Below are 15,956 nucleotides of genomic sequence, written 5' to 3'. Positions count from 1 at the left end.
TAGTGTTTATCAACATGTCGACCTTGGCCTACGAGATCGTGGACGTCTTCACCGATCGACCGTTCGCCGGCAACCCGCTGGCCGTGGTGTTCGGCGCCGAAGGGCTGGCCACCGAGCAGATGCAGGCGCTCGCGCTGGAGTTCAACCTGTCGGAGACGGTGTTCGTGCTGCCGCCGGCACAGGTCGGTGCGACGTACCGGGCGCGGATCTTCACCCCGGCCGAGGAACTGCCGTTCGCCGGGCACCCGAGCGTGGGGGCCGCCGTGACCGCCAGTCGGCGCGGGATGTTCGACGCGGGCACGGTCACCCAGGAGTGCGGCGCCGGAGTGCTGCCGATCGAGGTGACGGAGACCGGAGCGACCCTCACCGGCGGGACGCCCACCCTCGGCCCGGAACTCGACCCGGAGCCGCTGCTGGAGATGGCCGGCCTCACCGCCGCCGACCACGCCGGCCCGGCGCCCCGGGTCGCCGGCTGTGGCCTGGAGTTTCCCTACCTTCCGGTACGCGCCGACGCGGTGGCCCGCGCCAGGGTGAACCCGGCGGCGGCCGAGCGGTACGGCGTGGAACACGTCAGCGTCTTCTCCTGGGACGCCGCCACGCGCACTGCGCACGCCCGGGTCTTCGTGCCGGGGCTCGGCGTGCCGGAGGACCCGGCGACCGGCTCGGCCGCCCTCGGGCTCGGGGTCTGGCTGGTCGCCAGCGGGCTGCTGCCCGGCGAGGGCCGCTCGGAGTACGCGGTGCGCCAGGGCATCGAGATCAATCGGCCGTCCTCGCTGGCCTGCACGGTGACCGCGGCCGGCGGAGCAGCTCTGGGCGCGACGGTCTCCGGCCAGGTGATGCCGGTGGCCCGCGGCGAGATCGCCGTCCCGCCCTTCGTGGGCTGAGCGGCCAGTCGGCGCGGATGCGGAAGGATGCCGGAGTGAGCGAAGAGGTGGACGAGCGAGTCGCCACACCGCTGGTCGACGAGGCGGTCAAGAAGGCGGCGGTGGCGTGGGTGTCGGTGGCCGGCGGGTCGGCGTACGCGTTGTGGTGCCTGCCGCTCGACGGCGGGCTCCTGGTGGTCAGCGGCCCGGGTGAGCAGTCCGCTCCCGGGCTCGCCGACGCGGACGCGGCCGACGTGACCCTGCGTGGCGACCACGGCGGCCGGATCGTCACCTGGCCGGCCCGGGTGGCCCGGCTGCGGCCGGGTACCGAGGACTGGGAGGCCGCCGCGCCGCTGGTCGCGGCGAAGCGGCTCAACGCGTCCGGCCCCGCCGCCGACCTGGTGGGACGCTGGGCCACCGAGGGCTGCGCGCTGAACCGGCTCACCCCGGTGGGCACCCCGGTCACCGGCGGCGACCTGCCGGCCGACTCGCTGGCCGAGCGGCCCCGGGAGACCTCCGTGGTCCGGGCCACCCGTACGCCGTTCCGGCTGCACAAGGTCCGCCGCTGAGCCACCGAGCGGGCCCCGCCGGCGAGCACGCCACCGCCGAGCGTCAGACCGGGACCGCGCAGGGGACCGGGTCGAGCAGGTCGAGCACCTCGTCCAGCGAGGCCAGCACCGGGCCGTGCCAGGACCGGTCGGCGTTGAAGACCATGTGGTCGGCCAGGTCCGGGGCGGCCAGCCGGACCGCCGTCATGCCCGCCCGTTCCGCGCCGGTGAGTTCCTGACTGCCCCCGTCACCCACGTACAGGCAGTCGGCCGGCACGAGGCCGAGCCGGCCGCAGGCGGCCCAGTAGAGCGCCGGGTCCGGCTTGCAGCATCCCAGCAGCACCGAGAAGACGCGTACGTCGAGCAGCGGCGCGACCGCCAGCTCGGGCAGGAACGCCGGCAGCTCGTGGGTGCAGTCGCTGATCAGCCCGGTGCGTACGCCCCGCAGGCGCAGCGCGGCCAGCACCGGCACCGCCTCGTCGCGCAGCCGGGTGTCGGCGCGTACGGCCTGGTGGCGGGAGGCTGCGGCGGCGCGTACCGCTCGGTCGGAGGGGTGGACGCCGGCCTGTTCACAGACCCAGCGCAGGGTCGCCTCGGCATCGCCGAGCCGGCCGCTGGCGCGCTGGTAGTAGGTGCGATCGAGCACCTCGATCAGGGTGTCGGGCGGGCAGCCGAGCAGCTCGGCGGTGGTCTGGTGGGCGGCGCCACGCTGGACGCCGTAGGTGAGCGTGCCGAAGAAGTCGAACAGCACCGCCTGGTAGCTGGGCATGCGGGAGTGCCTCCGGGCGTCGAGGGGGAGGGTGTCGCCGGGACGCGCATGATCGTAACGGAGCGTTGACGGTCCGTGGTGTCCGCTGTTCGTGTGAGGATTGCTCTCCGTGTCGTCCGTTCCGTACCGCCGTCCGCTCGACGCGCTGACCCTCGGCGCGCTCGCGCTGGCCGTCACCGCCGTCTCGTCGTCCGCCCCGCTGGTCGCGTTCGCCGCCGCGCCGGCCCTCGCCGTCGCCTGCTGGCGGAACCTGCTCTCGGTAGCCGTGCTCGGTCCGTTCTCGCTGGCCCGCCGGCGGGCCGAGTTCCGTGCGCTGGCCGTGGGCGCCGGCCGGCGCGAGGGGGTGTACTGCGTGCTCTCCGGGGTGGCGCTGGCCGCCCACTTCGCCACCTGGATGCCGAGCGCGCAGCTCACCACGGTCGCCGCGACCACCGCGCTGGGCGCCACCCAGCCGGTGTGGCAGGGGCTGATCGCCCGCTGGCAGGGGCGGCGGCTGCCGCTGACGGTCTGGGCCGGGATCGGGGTGGCCGTGCTCGGCGCGGCGCTGGCCACCGGCGCCGACTTCACCGCCTCCGGCCGTGCCTTCGCCGGTGACCTGCTCGCCGTCGCGGGCGGGCTGTTCGCCGCCGTCTACACCGCCCTCGGTGAACGCGCCCGAGCCACCATCAGCACCACCACGTACACCACCATCTGCTACGGCGTCTGCGCGGCGATCCTGCTGGTGGTCTGCCTGCTCGGCGGGGTACCCCTGCACGGCTGGGCCCCCGGCACCTGGCTGGCGATCCTCGGTCTGGTGGCCGGCGCCCAGTTGCTCGGCCACTCGATGTTCAACTACGCCCTGCACCGGGTCTCCGCCACCACGATCAGCGTGCTGATCCTGCTGGAGGCCCCGGGCGCGGCCCTGATCGGCTGGGTCTGGCTCGGCCAGCTACCCCGCCCGCTCGCCCTGCCCGGGCTGGCCCTGCTGCTGGCCGGCGTTGCCGTGGTCGTCCTCGGCCGTTCCCGGGGCGGGCGCCGTACCGAGCCGGTACCGGTTCCCGCCGGCGCCGCCCAGCTCGCCGACTGAGTACCATCCGTCCTCGTCGGCGGCGCAGTTTTCTGGTTTGGCCGCCCCGGGGCTCGCTTTCCGTGACAGTGCGGGGGTGGGGAAGGGAGCGAAGCAGCCGGGCGGCCCGGAGCCGGACCGGGGGACGCTGGTCACGCCCTCGGCCGAGTTCCCGCCGCTGGGCCCCGAGGAACGTGCGGCGCTGGGCCGGATCGGGGAGCGCTGGCAGGTGCCCCGCCGCCCCGACGAGCTGCCCGTCGACCCGACCCTGGGCCGCAACCGGCCCGGCCCGTCGCCGAGCCGGTTCGGGCGGCTGACCCCGATCGACATGTTCACCGTCGAGGAGCCGGGCGAGCTGCAGGCCACCGCTTCCGCCCACGAGCCCGGCTCCCGGGCCGGGCGGGCGCTCACCCGGCTGCGCCGGACGCTGTTCGGCCCGCCGCTGGCCAGCTCCGCCGTCGTCTTCGAGCGGATGCGCAAGCTCGTCGCCCTGCCGATCCTCTCCTCCGACCTGCTCAGCTCGGTGGCGTACGGGCCGGAGGCGATGCTGGCGGTGCTGGTGCTGGCCGGCGGCGGCGCCCTCGGCCTCTCCTTGCCGCTGGCCGCCGTGCTGGTGGTGTTGATGATCGCGGTGGGGCTGTCGTACCGGCAGACCGTACCGGCGTATCCGCACGGAGCGGGGTCGTACTTCGTGGCCGGGGACAACCTCGGCACGATGGCGGGACTCACGGCGGCAGCCGGGCTGATGCTCGACTACGTGCTCACCGTGTCGGTGTCGATCGCGGCGGGGGTGAGTGCGATCACCTCGGCAATGCCCAGGCTCACGCCAGCCACCGTGCTGCTCGGCGTGCTGGTGATCGCCGTGCTGCTCGCCGGGAACCTGCGCGGGGTGCGTACCGCCGGCAACATCTTCGTGCTGCCCACGTACGCCTTCGTGGCGGCCATCTTCGCGCTGCTGCTGGTCGGCTACGCGCGGGCGGCGGGCCGGGGCTTCGCGCCGGTGCCGCCGCCCGCGGTGCCGGCCACCGAAGGGCTGGGCCTGCTGCTGGTGCTGCGTGCGTTCTCCTCCGGCGCGGTGTCGATGACCGGTATCGAGGCGGTGTCGAACGCGATACCGGCGTTCCGCCCCACCGAGTGGCGCAACGCCCGCACCACGCTCGGCTGGATGGTCACCCTGCTGGTGGTGCTCTTCGCCGGGCTGATCGGCCTGATCCACCTGAACGGCCTGGCGCCCCGATCGGACCAGACGATCCTGTCCCAGCTCGGCCGGGTCACCTTCCCCAGCGGCCCCTGGTACGCGCTGCTGCAGGCCACCACCGCGCTGATCCTGCTGCTGGCGGCGAACACCGCCTTCAACGACTTTCCCCGGCTGCTCTTCTTCATGGCCCGCAACGGCCACGCGCCCCGCCGGTTCCTGCACCTGGGGGACCGGCTGTCGTTCAACAACGGACTGGTCGCCCTCGCCATCGCCGCGACGCTCATCTTCGTCACGTTCGGTGGGCACACCCAGTCGCTGATCCCGCTCTACGCCGTCGGCGTGTTCCTTGCCTTCACCCTGTCGCAGGCGGGCATGGTGGTGCACTGGCGCCGGCACCGGGGCCGGGGCTGGCAGCACCGGCTGGTGCTCAACGCGGTCGGTGCCACGCTCTCCGGGCTGGTGCTGTTGACCGCCGCGGTCAGCAAGTTCGCCGAGGGCGCGTGGGTGGTGGTGATCGCGGTGCCGGCGCTGGTGCTGCTCGCCCGTCGGATCCACCGGCACTACGCCGCGCTGCACCGCGCACTGGCGCTGCATCCGCCGCCGTCCGCCGGGCCGCCGCCGTCCGCCGGGGCCGCGACCGGTGGTGGGCCGCGGGGAGCCGGCGGGTCCGCCGAGGGCGAGGAACTGCCCCAGGAGGTACGTCATCTGGTGGTCGTGCCGGTGGCCCGGCTGAACCGGGCGTCGCTGCGGGCCCTGGCGTACGCGGCGTCGCTGGGCCAGCCGACGCTGGCCGTGCACATCGCTCCCGAGGACGCCGAGGCGGACCGGTTCCGTGAGCAGTGGCGCGCCTGGGGTGACCACCTGCGGCTGGAGACCATCGTGTCGCCGTACCGGGCGGTGATCGGGCCGCTGGCGCACTACCTGGAGGCGCTGCACACCACCCGGCCGGAGCTGACGCTGACCGTGATCGTGCCGGAGGTGGTGCTGCGCCACCGCTGGCACCGGTTCCTGCACAGCCGCGTCGACCATCGGCTGCGCGCCGCGCTGCGGGCCCTGCCCGGCGTGGTGGTCACCAGCGTCCCGGTCCACGTCGCCGAGTGACGGTCACAGGTACGCCGCGAAGTGGTCGGCCACCAGGGCGGCGACCATGGCGGCGTCCCGACTTCGTCAGCCGTCGAGGCCGACGGCGTTCGTGCTGGCGGTCCAGAGCCGGGCGGCGAGCGCCGGATCGGCCGCCTTCGGCAACGGCCGGCGCGGCCGACGGTCGTAGTGGTAGCCGCCGGAGGTCAGCCGGGACGGGTCCTGGTTGGCCAGCCAGACCAGGGTCTCGGCGCCCCGCTCCGGGCTGCGGAAGGGCAGCAGCCGCATGCCGAGAGCGACCAGCCGGCTCTCGATGCCGAACCGGGTGCGGACCACCCCCGGGTGGAACGAGTACGCGGGCACCTCCGGCCAGCGCCGGGCCGCCTCGGCGGCGAAGAGGATGTTCGCCTGCTTGCTGGTGCCGTACGCGCGTATCGGACGGTAGCGGCGCAGCGTCGCGTTGAGGTCGCGGGGGTCGAGGGCGCCGCTGCGGTGCGCCCCGGAGGCGGTCACCACCATCCGGCCGATCCGGTCCCGCAGCAGGTTGCTGAGCAGGAACGGGGCGAGGTGGTTGGCCTGCATCGTCAGCTCGAAGCCGTCGACGGTGGTGACGGGCTGGAGGACGATCGCGCCGGCGTTGTTGGCGAGCACGTCGATCCGGTCGTACGCGGCGCGCAGCCGCTCGGCGAGGCGGCGTACGTCGTCCAGGACGGCGAAGTCGGCACGGAAGAGTTCCGGCCGGTCGCCGCAGCCCTCGCGGACCCGGTCGGCGGCTGACCGGAGCCGGGCCGGGTCCCGGCCGACCAGCACCACGCGGTCGCCGCGGCGCGCCAGGTCGACCGCCGCGGCCAGCCCGATGCCCGAGCTGGCGCCCGTCACCACCACGGTCCGGTGCCCAGTGAGATCTTCCACAGGTCCATTCACCTCGGTCACGGCACGAGGTTACCGTGGCGTCACCACGCCCTTTGGGATCGTTAAGTTTTCTCGGTTTCCGTTCTGGTCGCGTGTCCGCCGCACGCAGGAAGGAGCGCATCCATGGCCGCTGTCGGTCGCCCTCGCCGGTCCTGCCTCGCGGTACCCGGCTCCAGCGTCAAGATGCTCGGCAAGGCGCAGGGCCTCCCCGCGGACCAGGTCTTCCTCGACCTGGAGGACGCAGTCGCCCCGCTGGCCAAGCCGGACGCCCGCAAGAACATCGTCGCCGCGTTGAACGAGGGCGACTGGGCCGGCAAGACCCGGGTGGTCCGGGTGAACGACCTGACCACGCCGTGGACGTACCGGGACGTCATCGAGGTCGTCGAGGGCGCGGGTGCCAACCTGGACTGCGTCATGCTGCCGAAGGTGCAGAACGCCACCCAGGTGCAGTGGCTGGACCTGACTCTCACCCAGATCGAGAAGACCCTCGGCCTGGAGGTCGGCCGGATCGGCATCGAGGCGCAGATCGAGAACGCCGCCGGGCTGGTGAACGTGGACGACATCGCGGCCGCCTCGCCCCGGGTCGAGACGATCATCTTCGGCCCGGCCGATTTCATGGCCTCGATCAACATGAGGTCGCTGGTGGTCGGCGCGCTGATCCCGGACTACCCGGGCGATCCCTACCACTACATCCTGATGCGGATCCTGATGGCCGCGCGGATGCACGACAAGCAGGCCATCGACGGTCCGTTCCTGCAGATCCGGGACGTGGACGGGTTCCGCGAGGTGGCCAGGCGGTCGGCCGCGCTGGGCTTCGACGGCAAGTGGGTGCTGCACCCGGGCCAGATCGACGCGGCCAACGAGGTCTACTCCCCGGCCCAGGCCGACTACGACCACGCCGAGCTGATCCTCGACGCGTACGACTGGTACACCTCGGAGGCGGGCGGGAAGCTCGGCGCGGTGCTGCTCGGCGACGAGATGATCGACGAGGCGTCCCGCAAGATGGCCCTGGTCGTCGCCGCCAAGGGGCGCGCGGCCGGGATGGCGCGTACCTCGTCCTTCGCCCCGCCCGCCCAGTGAACGCAGGTCGCCTGCGACGGGCGGCGACGGGCCGTCCCGGTCGTCCGGGACGGCCCGGTCATGTCAGTAGCTGGTGTCGGCCGAATTGATCGCCACGATGATCACCACCACGTAGACGGCGATCAGCAGTACCAGCAGGCCGGTGAGGATCCAGCCGACGATGATGGCGGCCTTCGCCATCCCCTCGCCCTGCTCGCCGGTCTCCCGGATCTGCTTGCGGGCCACGTGCCCGAGGATCGCGCCGATCGGCGCGGTGATGCAGGACGCGAATCCGACCAGCGCCAGCACCAGCGCCACGATGGCCATCGTGTTGGTCTTGGCCGACGGGGCGCCGTACCCCGGGTAGCCGGGCGCTGGGTAGCCGGGCGCCTGGTAGCTGGGCGCCGCGTACGGATCGCCGGCGGGCGGGTAACCGGGTGCGGCGTAAGGGCCGGCCGCGGGCGGGGCGCTCGGCGGCTGCGCGGCGTACGGGTCCGACGAGGTCGGCTGGCTCGGGATCGGGCTGCCGCCCATCGGCAGGGTCGGGTCGGTGGGCGGGTTCGAATACTGGCCGGGCGCGGACGGGTCTTGCCAACCACCAGACGGCGGGGGATAGCTCATCAGGTCATCTCCTGGTACGTACGGGTTTCGTCAGGGTAGCCAGTGGCAGGCAACACCGAGACCCCCCTTTTCGGGTGCCGCGTTGCTCACAACGTCCGCAGCAGGCAGGATCTCGACATGGGCTTTGACGCGCGCGGCGGTCGGTCGCGACGGGATGTGAGCCGCCCTGGGCTGGTGCGGCGCACGCGCGGCAGCCTGCCGGCGGAATCCGCCGAGCAGGACCAGCCGGCACCGCTCGCCGAGCCGGTCACCATGCGGTTGGACGGCCGGGTCGCCCTGGTCACGGGCGCCGGCAGCCCGGACGGCATCGGGTACGCGACCGCGCGCCGCCTCGCCGACCTGGGCGCCCGGGTGGCGATCGTCTCCACCACGCGGCGGATCCACGAGCGCGCCGGTGAGCTGGGCGTCACCGGCTTCGTCGCCGACCTCACCGACGAGTCCGAGGTGGGCGCGCTCGCCGACGCGGTGGCCGAGCAGCTCGGCGACGTCGAGCTGCTGGTGAACAACGCGGGCCTGGCCAGCCGAGCGAGCCCGGAGGTGCTGCGGCCGGTGGCCCAGCTCAGCTACGACGAGTGGCGCGGCGAGATCGACCGCAACCTGACCACCGCGTTCCTGTGCAGCCGGGCGTTCATCGGCGGGATGGCCGAGCGCGGCTGGGGGCGGATCGTCAACCTGGCCGCCACCGCCGGCCCGGTCAACGCGCTGCCCACCGAGGCCGCGTACGCGGCGGCGAAGGCGGGCGTGGTGGGGCTGACCCGGGCGCTGGCGATGGAGATGATCGCCGACGGGGTGACGGTGAACGCGGTCGCGCCCGGCCTCATCCACACCGCGGCGTCCACGATGGCCGAGATCAAGCAGGGGCTCGGCACCCCGGTCGGCCGGCCCGGCACGCCCGACGAGGTGGCCGCCGCGATCGCCTTCCTCTGCTCGCCGGCCGCCTCGTACATCACCGGGCAGATGCTGGTGGTCGACGGTGGCAACAGCGTCCGGGAGGCCCAGTTCCGCTGACCGTCAGTGTTAGGAGCCGTTTTCGGAGCCCGCCCAGATGGCCAGGGCGATCCAGCCGCAGCAGGCGAGCAGCCCGATCGCGGTGAAGATGTAGCTGAGGATCAGCCCCCAGCTGGCGAGCTGCTCGCCCTCCTCGCCGGTCTGCCGGATCTGCCGCTTGGCCAGATGGCCGAGGACGATGCCGGCCGGCGCGAACACGAAGGCGAAGACCAGCGCCAGGATGGCCAGCACGTTCGGTCCGCCGCCGGGCGGTCGCGGTCCTTCCCCGGGCGGCCCGTACTGGCCGTACGGGGGCTGTGGGGCGTACGGCGGCTGTTGACCCCACGGCGGCTGCTGCGGGTGCCCGTACGGCTGACCGTAGGACGGCGGCTCGTACGGCGACGGCGGTTGCTCCGGCTCGCCGGGTGGTTGGCTCACGCCCGCTCGCCCCCTCCGTCACAGGTCAACGGCCCTCTCTTGCGGACGCTACCCGCAGCGGTGAACCTTTTCACAGCGGTTGTGTGGACTGGTCACCTTGGCCCTCGCCGGTCGCGGGGTCGATACTTACCGAGCGTTCAGTTACCCATGAGTAAGGCGCCGACCCCGGAGGCTGAGATGGCCCGACTCGCCCAGACGCCCGGCCTGACCGACGTGCAGCGGTCGATCCTGGAGACCGTCCGGGAGTTCGCCGACAAGGAGATCATCCCGCACGCCCAGCGGCTGGAGCACGCCGACGAGTACCCCAGCGACATCCTCGACGGGATGCGCGAGATGGGGCTGTTCGGCCTCACCATCGCCGAGGAGTACGGCGGCCTCGGCGAGTCCCTGCTCACGTACGCCCTGGTGGTCGAGGAGCTGTCCCGGGGCTGGATGTCGATCTCCGGCATCGTCAACACCCACTTCATCGTGGCGTACCTGATCTCCCAGCACGGCTCGACGGAGCAGAAGGCCCGGCTGCTGCCACGGATGGCCACCGGCGAGGTGCGCGGCGCCTTCTCCATGTCGGAGCCGGAGTGCGGCTCCGACGTGTCGGCGATCAAGTCGAAGGCGGTCCGGGACGGCGACCACTTCGTCCTGAACGGCCAGAAGATGTGGCTGACCAACGGGGCGTACTCCTCGGTGGTGGCCACCCTGGTCAAGACCGACACCGGGGCCGACTCGGTGTACGGCAACATGAGCACGTTCCTGCTGGAGAAGCAGCCCGGCTTCGGCGAGACCGCACCCGGCCTGACCATCCCCGGCAAGATCGACAAGATGGGCTACAAGGGCGTCGAGACCACCGAGATGGTGCTCGACGGCGTCACCGTCCCCGCCTCCGCCGTGCTCGGCGGCGCGGAGAAGATCGGCCGGGGCTTCTACCAGATGATGGACGGCATCGAGGTCGGCCGGGTCAACGTGGCCGCCCGCGCCTGCGGCATCTCCATCCGCGCCTTCGAACTGGCCGTCGCGTACGCCCAGCAGCGCCGCACCTTCGGCCAGCCCCTCGCGAAGCACCAGGCCGTCGCCTTCAAGCTCGCCGAGATGGGTACGAAGATCGAGGCGGCGCACGCCCTCATGGTCAACGCCGCCCGGCTCAAGGACGCCGGCCAGCGCAACGACGTCGAGGCCGGCATGGCCAAGCTGCTCGCCTCGGAATACTGCGCCGAGGTCGTCCAGGAGGCGTTCCGCATCCACGGCGGCTACGGCTACTCCAAGGAGTACGAGATCGAGCGGCTGATGCGGGAGGCCCCGTTCCTGCTCATCGGCGAGGGCACCTCGGAGATCCAGAAGACCATCATCTCCCGCGGCCTGCTCAAGCAGTACAAGCTCTGACCGGCGCGCCGGTCACCCGCCGGCCGGCTGTGCGGCCGGCTCCGGCGCGGTGACCGGCAAGCCCACCGCCAGCATCTCCGGTCGGGACCGGAAGTGCTCGATCGCGGCGACCAGCCGGTCCTCGGGCACCGCCGTGTCCCGGCCACCCACCACCGGCGCCGGCTCCAGGGAGACCCACCTCGCCGGCCGCAGCCGCACCCCGTCCACCCGGCCGTCCTGCTTGTGCGGGATGACCCGGTCGATGTTCGTCCAGCCGTGCGTCCGGCGGCCATGCCGGATGCCGCTCGCGGTGAGCGCCAGCCGCCCGGTGAACCGGACCTCCTCGAAGACCACCCACGCGATCGCGGCGGCGACGCCGACCGCGATCAGCGGCCGCAGCAGCGCCGCCCACCGTGGTTCCTCGGGCAGCGTGCCGATCAGCCATACCCCGACCGCGGCCGTCCTCATCGTCTCGGCCACCAGGTCGGCCCAGCCGGCGAGGGACCGCCGTGCCACCAGGCCCGGCTCGACCGAGTAGCGGCCTGCCGCCCGTGGTCGCCACACCAGGCGGCCGTCGCGCCGAGGCCACCACCGCCGCGACAGCCACCCTGCGCCGAAGAGCGGCATGACCAGACAGCTGGGATCCAGTTGGTCGCGTGGCGGCAGCCGGAGCAGTCCGGCGGCCAGCGGCGCCGCCACCGCTGCTGCGGCTGCGACGGCGAGCAGCCGGCGTGTCCAGAGGCCGTCGCCGGGCGAGGGCAGCCGGCCCAGCAGGGGGAGGGGCACCTGCGCAGGGTACGGTCCCTCCGCCACTGACGGACCCGCTGGGCGTCGCTGCCGAGGGGCGGGGTTGCTGCCTAGTCCGAGCGGGGCAGCCGTACCGCCAGGTGCTCGCGGGCCCGGGCGACCAGGGCGGTCGGGTCGTCGGCGTAGAGGCGGATCTCGTGCACCGGCTCACTCGGGCCCTTCGGCAGCCCTACGGAGAGCGGCTCGCGGAGCACGATGTCCACGCTGGTCTGGCTGCCGGCGCCGATGTTCAGGATCGTCCCCGTGTCGGCTTGTTCGATCTGGACGGCCCGGCTGGACGGCAACGACCGGTAGCGGTGCTCGATCCGGGCGACGGCCGACCAGGGGACGAGGAAGTCGACCGAGAATCCGTTGCGGACGCGTAGCCCGGCCGCGCCGGCGGCGTGCGGGTGGATCCGCAGGCTGGCGAAGAGACCGATCATCCAGAGCACACCCCAGATCCCGAGCGCGAGCGCGGTGTGCCGGACCGGCCGCCACGAGACGGTGTGCCGGAGGATCAGGTCGAGGATCGGAATCTCGATCGTGGAGAGCACGATGAAGACGCCGAGGATCGGCTTGACCACGCCGACGTAGCTGAACGCCGCCGCCCCGGGCTCCAGGGCCGGGGGTCGGCGGAGCAGCCACCGGCCGAGGCTCACCCACATGCCCACCTCGTACGCGACCACACGACGCAGCAACGCGACAGCCTGCTTCCCCATGATCACCACCCTTCCGATGTTCTTTGCATTGCAGTTGCAACGTAAACGGCGCGCGGCTGACGTGTCAATGCAGTCGCATTGTGAAAACATGGGGACATGCCGAAGCGGGTCGATCACCGGGAGCGCCGCACGCTGATCGCCGACGCGCTGATGCGGGTGGCCGCCGAACGCGGGCTGGAGGCGGTCAGCCTGCGTCACGTGGCGGCGGAGGCCGGGGTCTCCTCCGGGATGGTGCAGCACTACTTCCGTACCAAGGACGAGATGATGACCTTCGCGCTGTCCGTGGTACGCGAACGCGGCGAAGCCCGGGTGACCCGCGCCGTCGCCGCGCTGGGGGACGACCCGTCCCCGCGTACGCTGCTCCGGACGATGCTGGCCGAGTTGCTGCCGCTCGACGACGCGCGCCTGGCGGACGGCCGGGTAGCCCTGGCGTTCCTGGCCTACACCGCGGTACGCCCGGCAATCGCCGCCGGGCTGCACCGGGACACGGCCGAACTGCTGGCCTTCATCGCCGGGCAGATCCGCGCCGCGCAGGCGGCTGGCTCGGCGGAGGCGCCGGTCGCCCCCGAGCAGGCCGCGGTGGCGCTGCTCGCCGTGCTGGAGGGGCTGGGCGTCTATCTGCTCGGCGGGCACTACCCGCCGGAGACTGCGCTCGCCGCGCTGGACGCCCAGTTGGATCTACTGTTCGGCCCCGCGCCGCCGGCACCACGCGGCCGGGCGGTGCCGCTCCGACGCCCGCCGGAGCCCTGACCGGGTCGCGCTCTGCGGGCCAGCGGTGCCGGGTCAGCCGAGCCGGGTCAGGCCGGCCGCCGCCCGCTCCACGATGAGGCAGCGGTCCTCGACGTAGTCGATGCCAGCCTCCTCGGCGATCCGTCGCGCCTCCGCCGAGACGATCCCGAGCTGCAACCAGACCGCCGGCGCGCCGATCCCCACCGCCTGGCGGACCACATCGACCGCATCCTGCGCGGGACGGAACACGTCGACCAGGTCGACCGGGTGCGGGATGTCGGCCAGCGACGGGTACGCCTTCTCGCCGAAGAGTTCGTCCACCGTCGGGTTCACCGGGATGACCCGCCAGCCGTACCGCTGCATCTCGGCCGGAACGCGATGCGCGGCCTTGCCCGGGTCGCGGGACGCGCCCACGACGGCGATCACGGCGGAGTCGGCGAGGATCTGCTGGGCTGAACGCACCCGCCGAGACTAACCCGGCCATCCACCGGTCGTCGGGCCGTGGGGCACCCCGGGCTGCGGGGCGGCGAGCGCCGAGCGTAGCCGGTTGTACTCCTCCGGCGTACCGATCGCCGCTCGGTACTCGGGGTACCGGGCGTAATGCCGGACGGCGGCGGCGAGAAAGCTGGGTGCGACGTCGATGTCCCCCAGCCCGGGGGAGTGCTCGTCGCGGCGCCGTCCGAATCGACGGTGGACCAGGTCAGGCCGGGCGAGGGGCAGGCGGAGCGCCCGGTCGTGGTCCAGTGCGTAGATAGGGTGGTGCAGATCCAGCGCCGACCAGGGAACGAAGGCGGACCGCCGAGGCCAGCCCATTCCGATACCTTCGGGTGTGAGGTCGATCAGCGCGACGTTTCGCCACTGCCGACTCAGGACGAAGCCGGCCATCCCCACCGCCAACGCGGCGAACAGCAGCGCCCAGGGGGCGTCGCGCTGCTGTTCGCCGTCGTCGTAGATGACCAGGTAGAGCAGCCACGTGGTGACGGCGACGGGCAGCGCTACGGGGCCGCGCGGAGGTGCGTAGAACGCCGAGGTGGCCAGTCGCAGTTGTGCCCGGCTCGGACGACGGAGCAGCCGGTACGTGAGATAGGCCGCGGCCAGCAGTTTCGGACCGAGGGCGAGCAGGGCGCCGGGTGCCCCCTGGAATCGGACCAGGCCGAGCGAACCGCAGAGCACGCCGAGCGCCACGGTGCTCACCGCGACGATCCGCTGGCGGCGCAGCGTCGCCTCGATCACGTCTGGCATACCGGGGAGGGTAGTGGGGCAGCCCAAGCTACCGAGATGCGGGCCAGTGCTCCGCCCTTTACGGCGGGGGTGAAGGTCCGCGTGGGAGGGCCGTCAAGGCCCGAGCGTGCTCTAAGCCGACCGGTTCTGCTGCTCGATGTACTGGCGTAGGACGGCCATGGGTGCGCCTGCGGCGGAGCTGGCGAAGTAGGACCCGGACCACAGTCGGGCGCCGCGCCAGAAGTAGCGACGAACCTCGGGGAAGTCGTGGCGCAGATAGCGCGATGTCACGCCCTTGAGGGAGCTGACCAGTTTCGACAGCGGCACCTTGGGTGGGAAGTTCATCAGCAGGTGGACGTGGTTGTCCTCGCCGTTGAGCTCGACCAGCTCGCATGTAAACTGCTCGCACACCTCCCGCATTACCCCTCCCGGTAGTGCAGGTGTTCGTCGGTGAAGACCCTTGCCTGGTACTTCGTGACGAAAATCAAATGGGCGTGAAGCAGGAAAACGCAGTGCCCGCCAGCGGGAACCGGGTAACCGGTGGCCATCAGAACAAGTGTACGATGTAGAACGTGACGGCGGATACGGGCCGGCGGTACCCCGCAGAGGAACAGGCGCAGCGCCTGGCCTCGTGGGGGCACACGTGCCGCTGGCTGTACAACACCGCTTTGGAGCAGCGTCAGTTCGCGTGGCAGCAGCGCAAGATCACCCTCGGGGTCACTGCGCAGTGCGCCTCCTTGACCGAGGCGCGTAAGGAACTCGACTGGGTCGCGGATCTGCCGGCACAGTCCGGTCAACAGGTGTTGCGCCAACTCGACCAGGCGTACCGCAACTGGTGGGATCCGCGCCACCCCGCCGGTGCACCGACACGCAAGCGCCGCTCGGCGCGGTTGTCGGTCCCGTTCCCGGGTCAGGCGATTGCGGTGCGGCGGGTCAACCGGCGGTGGGGCGTGGTCAGTCTGCCGAAGATTGGCGAGGTGAAGTTCCGCTGGTCTCGTCCGTTGGGTGGCCTGGTCCGTAACGCGGTGGTGTCCTTCGATGGTGTTGCCTGGCATGTCGGGTTCGGCGTTCACGCCGGCGTCAAGACGCCGCAGGTGCACGTCCGGCCGGGCGCTGTTGTGGGTGTCGACCGTGGCGTGAAGGTCGCTGTGGCGATGTCCGACGGGCGCATGTGGAACCGCGCCTTTACCACCGCCGGTCAGGAACGGAAGCTGGCCAGGCTGAAGTCGAAGGCTGGCCGGCACGAGACCGCCCGCCGCGAGTACGGCGCGAAGACCTCGAACCGCGCCCGCAAGGTCCGGGCGGAGATCGCCCAAACCTCAGCGAAGGTCCGTAACCGGCGTCGTGACTTCGCGATGTGGGCGGCGAACCGGATCTGCGCCCAGCATGCGGTCGTCAAACTGGAACGACTCAATATCGAGGCGATGACCGCCACGGCGAAGGGCACCGTCGCCGAACCGGGCGTCAACGTGCGTCAGAAGGCCGGGCTGAATCGGGCGATCCTCGACAAGGGCTGGGGTCTGTTCGAGCAAGCCCTGGCCAACAGTGCACGTACCACCGGCACCCGGATCGTGAGGGTGCCTGCTGCGTTCACCTCCCAGCGGTGCAGCCGCTGCGGGAACACCGAT

General features: G+C 72.3%; 17 protein-coding genes and 1 pseudogene. 9 read left to right on the top strand and 9 right to left on the bottom strand.

Translation table 11 applies throughout. The features are described 5' to 3' along the window. The first annotated feature begins 14 nt into the window (after positions 1–14). Together ACNAW0_RS18720 and ACNAW0_RS18715 are read left to right on the top strand one after the other, a co-directional pair. On the top strand, positions 15–884 hold the full coding sequence (locus ACNAW0_RS18720; protein WP_416289193.1) for a PhzF family phenazine biosynthesis protein: 870 nt from the start codon (positions 15–17) through the stop codon (positions 882–884). 17 nt (positions 885–901) lie between these two features. Beyond that, on the top strand, positions 902–1,432 hold the full coding sequence (locus ACNAW0_RS18715) for a hypothetical protein (protein WP_416289192.1): 531 nt from the start codon (positions 902–904) through the stop codon (positions 1,430–1,432). Between the two features lie 43 nt (positions 1,433–1,475). On the opposite strand, the gene ACNAW0_RS18710 is transcribed toward ACNAW0_RS18715, so the two are convergent. Then, a complete protein-coding gene (locus ACNAW0_RS18710) occupies positions 1,476–2,180 on the bottom strand; it encodes an HAD family hydrolase (protein WP_416289191.1) in 705 nt (234 codons plus the stop codon). Positions 2,181–2,289: 109 nt separating this feature from the next. On the opposite strand from ACNAW0_RS18710, the gene ACNAW0_RS18705 reads away from it, so the two are divergent. Next, positions 2,290–3,246 (top strand): DMT family transporter, encoded by a 957-nt coding sequence (locus ACNAW0_RS18705; RefSeq protein ID WP_416289190.1) that lies wholly within the window; start codon positions 2,290–2,292, stop codon positions 3,244–3,246. Positions 3,247–3,322: 76 nt separating this feature from the next. Continuing rightward, complete coding sequence (locus tag ACNAW0_RS18700; RefSeq protein ID WP_416289189.1) at positions 3,323–5,524, top strand: amino acid permease; 2,202 nt, start codon at positions 3,323–3,325, stop codon at positions 5,522–5,524. Between the two features lie 66 nt (positions 5,525–5,590). Here ACNAW0_RS18700 and ACNAW0_RS18695 read toward each other — a convergent pair whose 3' ends face one another. After that, the gene (locus ACNAW0_RS18695) at positions 5,591–6,415 is read right to left on the bottom strand and encodes an SDR family NAD(P)-dependent oxidoreductase (RefSeq protein ID WP_416289188.1); all 825 of its coding nucleotides are present in this window, start codon (positions 6,413–6,415) and stop codon (positions 5,591–5,593) included. A gap of 123 nt (positions 6,416–6,538) precedes the next feature. Between ACNAW0_RS18695 and ACNAW0_RS18690 the strand changes: the two genes are divergently transcribed. After that, entirely contained in the window at positions 6,539–7,495 is a 957-nt protein-coding gene (locus ACNAW0_RS18690; RefSeq protein ID WP_416289187.1) for an HpcH/HpaI aldolase/citrate lyase family protein, read from the top strand. A gap of 63 nt (positions 7,496–7,558) precedes the next feature. On the opposite strand, the gene ACNAW0_RS18685 is transcribed toward ACNAW0_RS18690, so the two are convergent. Next, entirely contained in the window at positions 7,559–8,095 is a 537-nt protein-coding gene (locus ACNAW0_RS18685) for a DUF4190 domain-containing protein (RefSeq protein ID WP_416289186.1), read from the bottom strand. A 117-nt stretch (positions 8,096–8,212) separates the two neighbouring features. On the opposite strand from ACNAW0_RS18685, the gene ACNAW0_RS18680 reads away from it, so the two are divergent. Further along, the gene (locus tag ACNAW0_RS18680) at positions 8,213–9,103 is read left to right on the top strand and encodes an SDR family NAD(P)-dependent oxidoreductase (protein ID WP_416289185.1); all 891 of its coding nucleotides are present in this window, start codon (positions 8,213–8,215) and stop codon (positions 9,101–9,103) included. A gap of 9 nt (positions 9,104–9,112) precedes the next feature. Here the strand turns inward: ACNAW0_RS18680 and ACNAW0_RS18675 are convergent, their stop codons facing one another. Further along, positions 9,113–9,520 (bottom strand): DUF4190 domain-containing protein, encoded by a 408-nt coding sequence (locus ACNAW0_RS18675; protein ID WP_416289184.1) that lies wholly within the window; start codon positions 9,518–9,520, stop codon positions 9,113–9,115. 177 nt (positions 9,521–9,697) lie between these two features. Between ACNAW0_RS18675 and ACNAW0_RS18670 the strand changes: the two genes are divergently transcribed. Beyond that, positions 9,698–10,894, top strand: a complete 1,197-nt coding sequence (locus ACNAW0_RS18670) for an acyl-CoA dehydrogenase family protein (protein WP_416289232.1) — start codon at positions 9,698–9,700, stop codon at positions 10,892–10,894. Positions 10,895–10,906: 12 nt separating this feature from the next. Here ACNAW0_RS18670 and ACNAW0_RS18665 read toward each other — a convergent pair whose 3' ends face one another. Further along, entirely contained in the window at positions 10,907–11,659 is a 753-nt protein-coding gene (locus ACNAW0_RS18665) for a hypothetical protein (protein WP_416289183.1), read from the bottom strand. Positions 11,660–11,730: 71 nt separating this feature from the next. Beyond that, positions 11,731–12,378: a hypothetical protein gene (locus ACNAW0_RS18660; RefSeq protein ID WP_416289182.1), complete on the bottom strand. Its 648-nt coding sequence runs from the start codon at positions 12,376–12,378 to the stop codon at positions 11,731–11,733. A 96-nt stretch (positions 12,379–12,474) separates the two neighbouring features. Here ACNAW0_RS18660 and ACNAW0_RS18655 point away from each other — a divergent pair, with 96 nt between their 5' ends. Beyond that, a complete protein-coding gene (locus ACNAW0_RS18655; protein ID WP_416289181.1) occupies positions 12,475–13,128 on the top strand; it encodes a TetR/AcrR family transcriptional regulator in 654 nt (217 codons plus the stop codon). A gap of 33 nt (positions 13,129–13,161) precedes the next feature. Here ACNAW0_RS18655 and ACNAW0_RS18650 read toward each other — a convergent pair whose 3' ends face one another. From ACNAW0_RS18650 to tnpA, 3 genes and pseudogenes are all read right to left on the bottom strand, one after another. After that, positions 13,162–13,569, bottom strand: coding sequence for a CoA-binding protein (locus ACNAW0_RS18650; protein WP_416289180.1), 408 nt, complete (start codon positions 13,567–13,569; stop codon positions 13,162–13,164). Positions 13,570–13,578: 9 nt separating this feature from the next. Continuing rightward, positions 13,579–14,349: a hypothetical protein gene (locus tag ACNAW0_RS18645; RefSeq protein WP_416289179.1), complete on the bottom strand. Its 771-nt coding sequence runs from the start codon at positions 14,347–14,349 to the stop codon at positions 13,579–13,581. 111 nt (positions 14,350–14,460) lie between these two features. After that, positions 14,461–14,876, bottom strand: a pseudogene (tnpA, locus tag ACNAW0_RS18640) (IS200/IS605 family transposase). A 24-nt stretch (positions 14,877–14,900) separates the two neighbouring features. Between tnpA and ACNAW0_RS18635 the strand changes: the two are divergent. Next, the coding region (locus ACNAW0_RS18635; protein WP_416289178.1) for an RNA-guided endonuclease InsQ/TnpB family protein at positions 14,901–15,956 on the top strand (1,056 nt) is incomplete at its 3' end.

Source organism: Micromonospora sp. SL1-18 (assembly GCF_047921505.1).
Classification (GTDB): Bacteria; Actinomycetota; Actinomycetes; order Mycobacteriales; family Micromonosporaceae; genus Micromonospora.
The sequence above is the reverse complement of the archived record's forward strand: the minus strand, read 5'-3'. Positions and strand labels throughout refer to the sequence as shown.

Bases quoted from the DNA above. Each gene is read 5' to 3' on its own strand.
- ACNAW0_RS18720 (WP_416289193.1), top strand. From the start codon at position 15: ATGTCGACCTTGGCCTACGAGATCGTGGACGTCTTCACCGATCGACCG.
- ACNAW0_RS18715 (WP_416289192.1), top strand. From the start codon at position 902: ATGCGGAAGGATGCCGGAGTGAGCGAAGAGGTGGACGAGCGAGTCGCC.
- ACNAW0_RS18710 (WP_416289191.1), bottom strand. From the start codon at position 2,180: ATGCCCAGCTACCAGGCGGTGCTGTTCGACTTCTTCGGCACGCTCACC.
- ACNAW0_RS18690 (WP_416289187.1), top strand. From the start codon at position 6,539: ATGGCCGCTGTCGGTCGCCCTCGCCGGTCCTGCCTCGCGGTACCCGGC.
- ACNAW0_RS18685 (WP_416289186.1), bottom strand. From the start codon at position 8,095: ATGAGCTATCCCCCGCCGTCTGGTGGTTGGCAAGACCCGTCCGCGCCC.
- ACNAW0_RS18680 (WP_416289185.1), top strand. From the start codon at position 8,213: ATGGGCTTTGACGCGCGCGGCGGTCGGTCGCGACGGGATGTGAGCCGC.
- ACNAW0_RS18670 (WP_416289232.1), top strand. From the start codon at position 9,698: ATGGCCCGACTCGCCCAGACGCCCGGCCTGACCGACGTGCAGCGGTCG.
- ACNAW0_RS18660 (WP_416289182.1), bottom strand. From the start codon at position 12,378: ATGGGGAAGCAGGCTGTCGCGTTGCTGCGTCGTGTGGTCGCGTACGAG.
- ACNAW0_RS18655 (WP_416289181.1), top strand. From the start codon at position 12,475: ATGCCGAAGCGGGTCGATCACCGGGAGCGCCGCACGCTGATCGCCGAC.
- ACNAW0_RS18645 (WP_416289179.1), bottom strand. From the start codon at position 14,349: ATGCCAGACGTGATCGAGGCGACGCTGCGCCGCCAGCGGATCGTCGCG.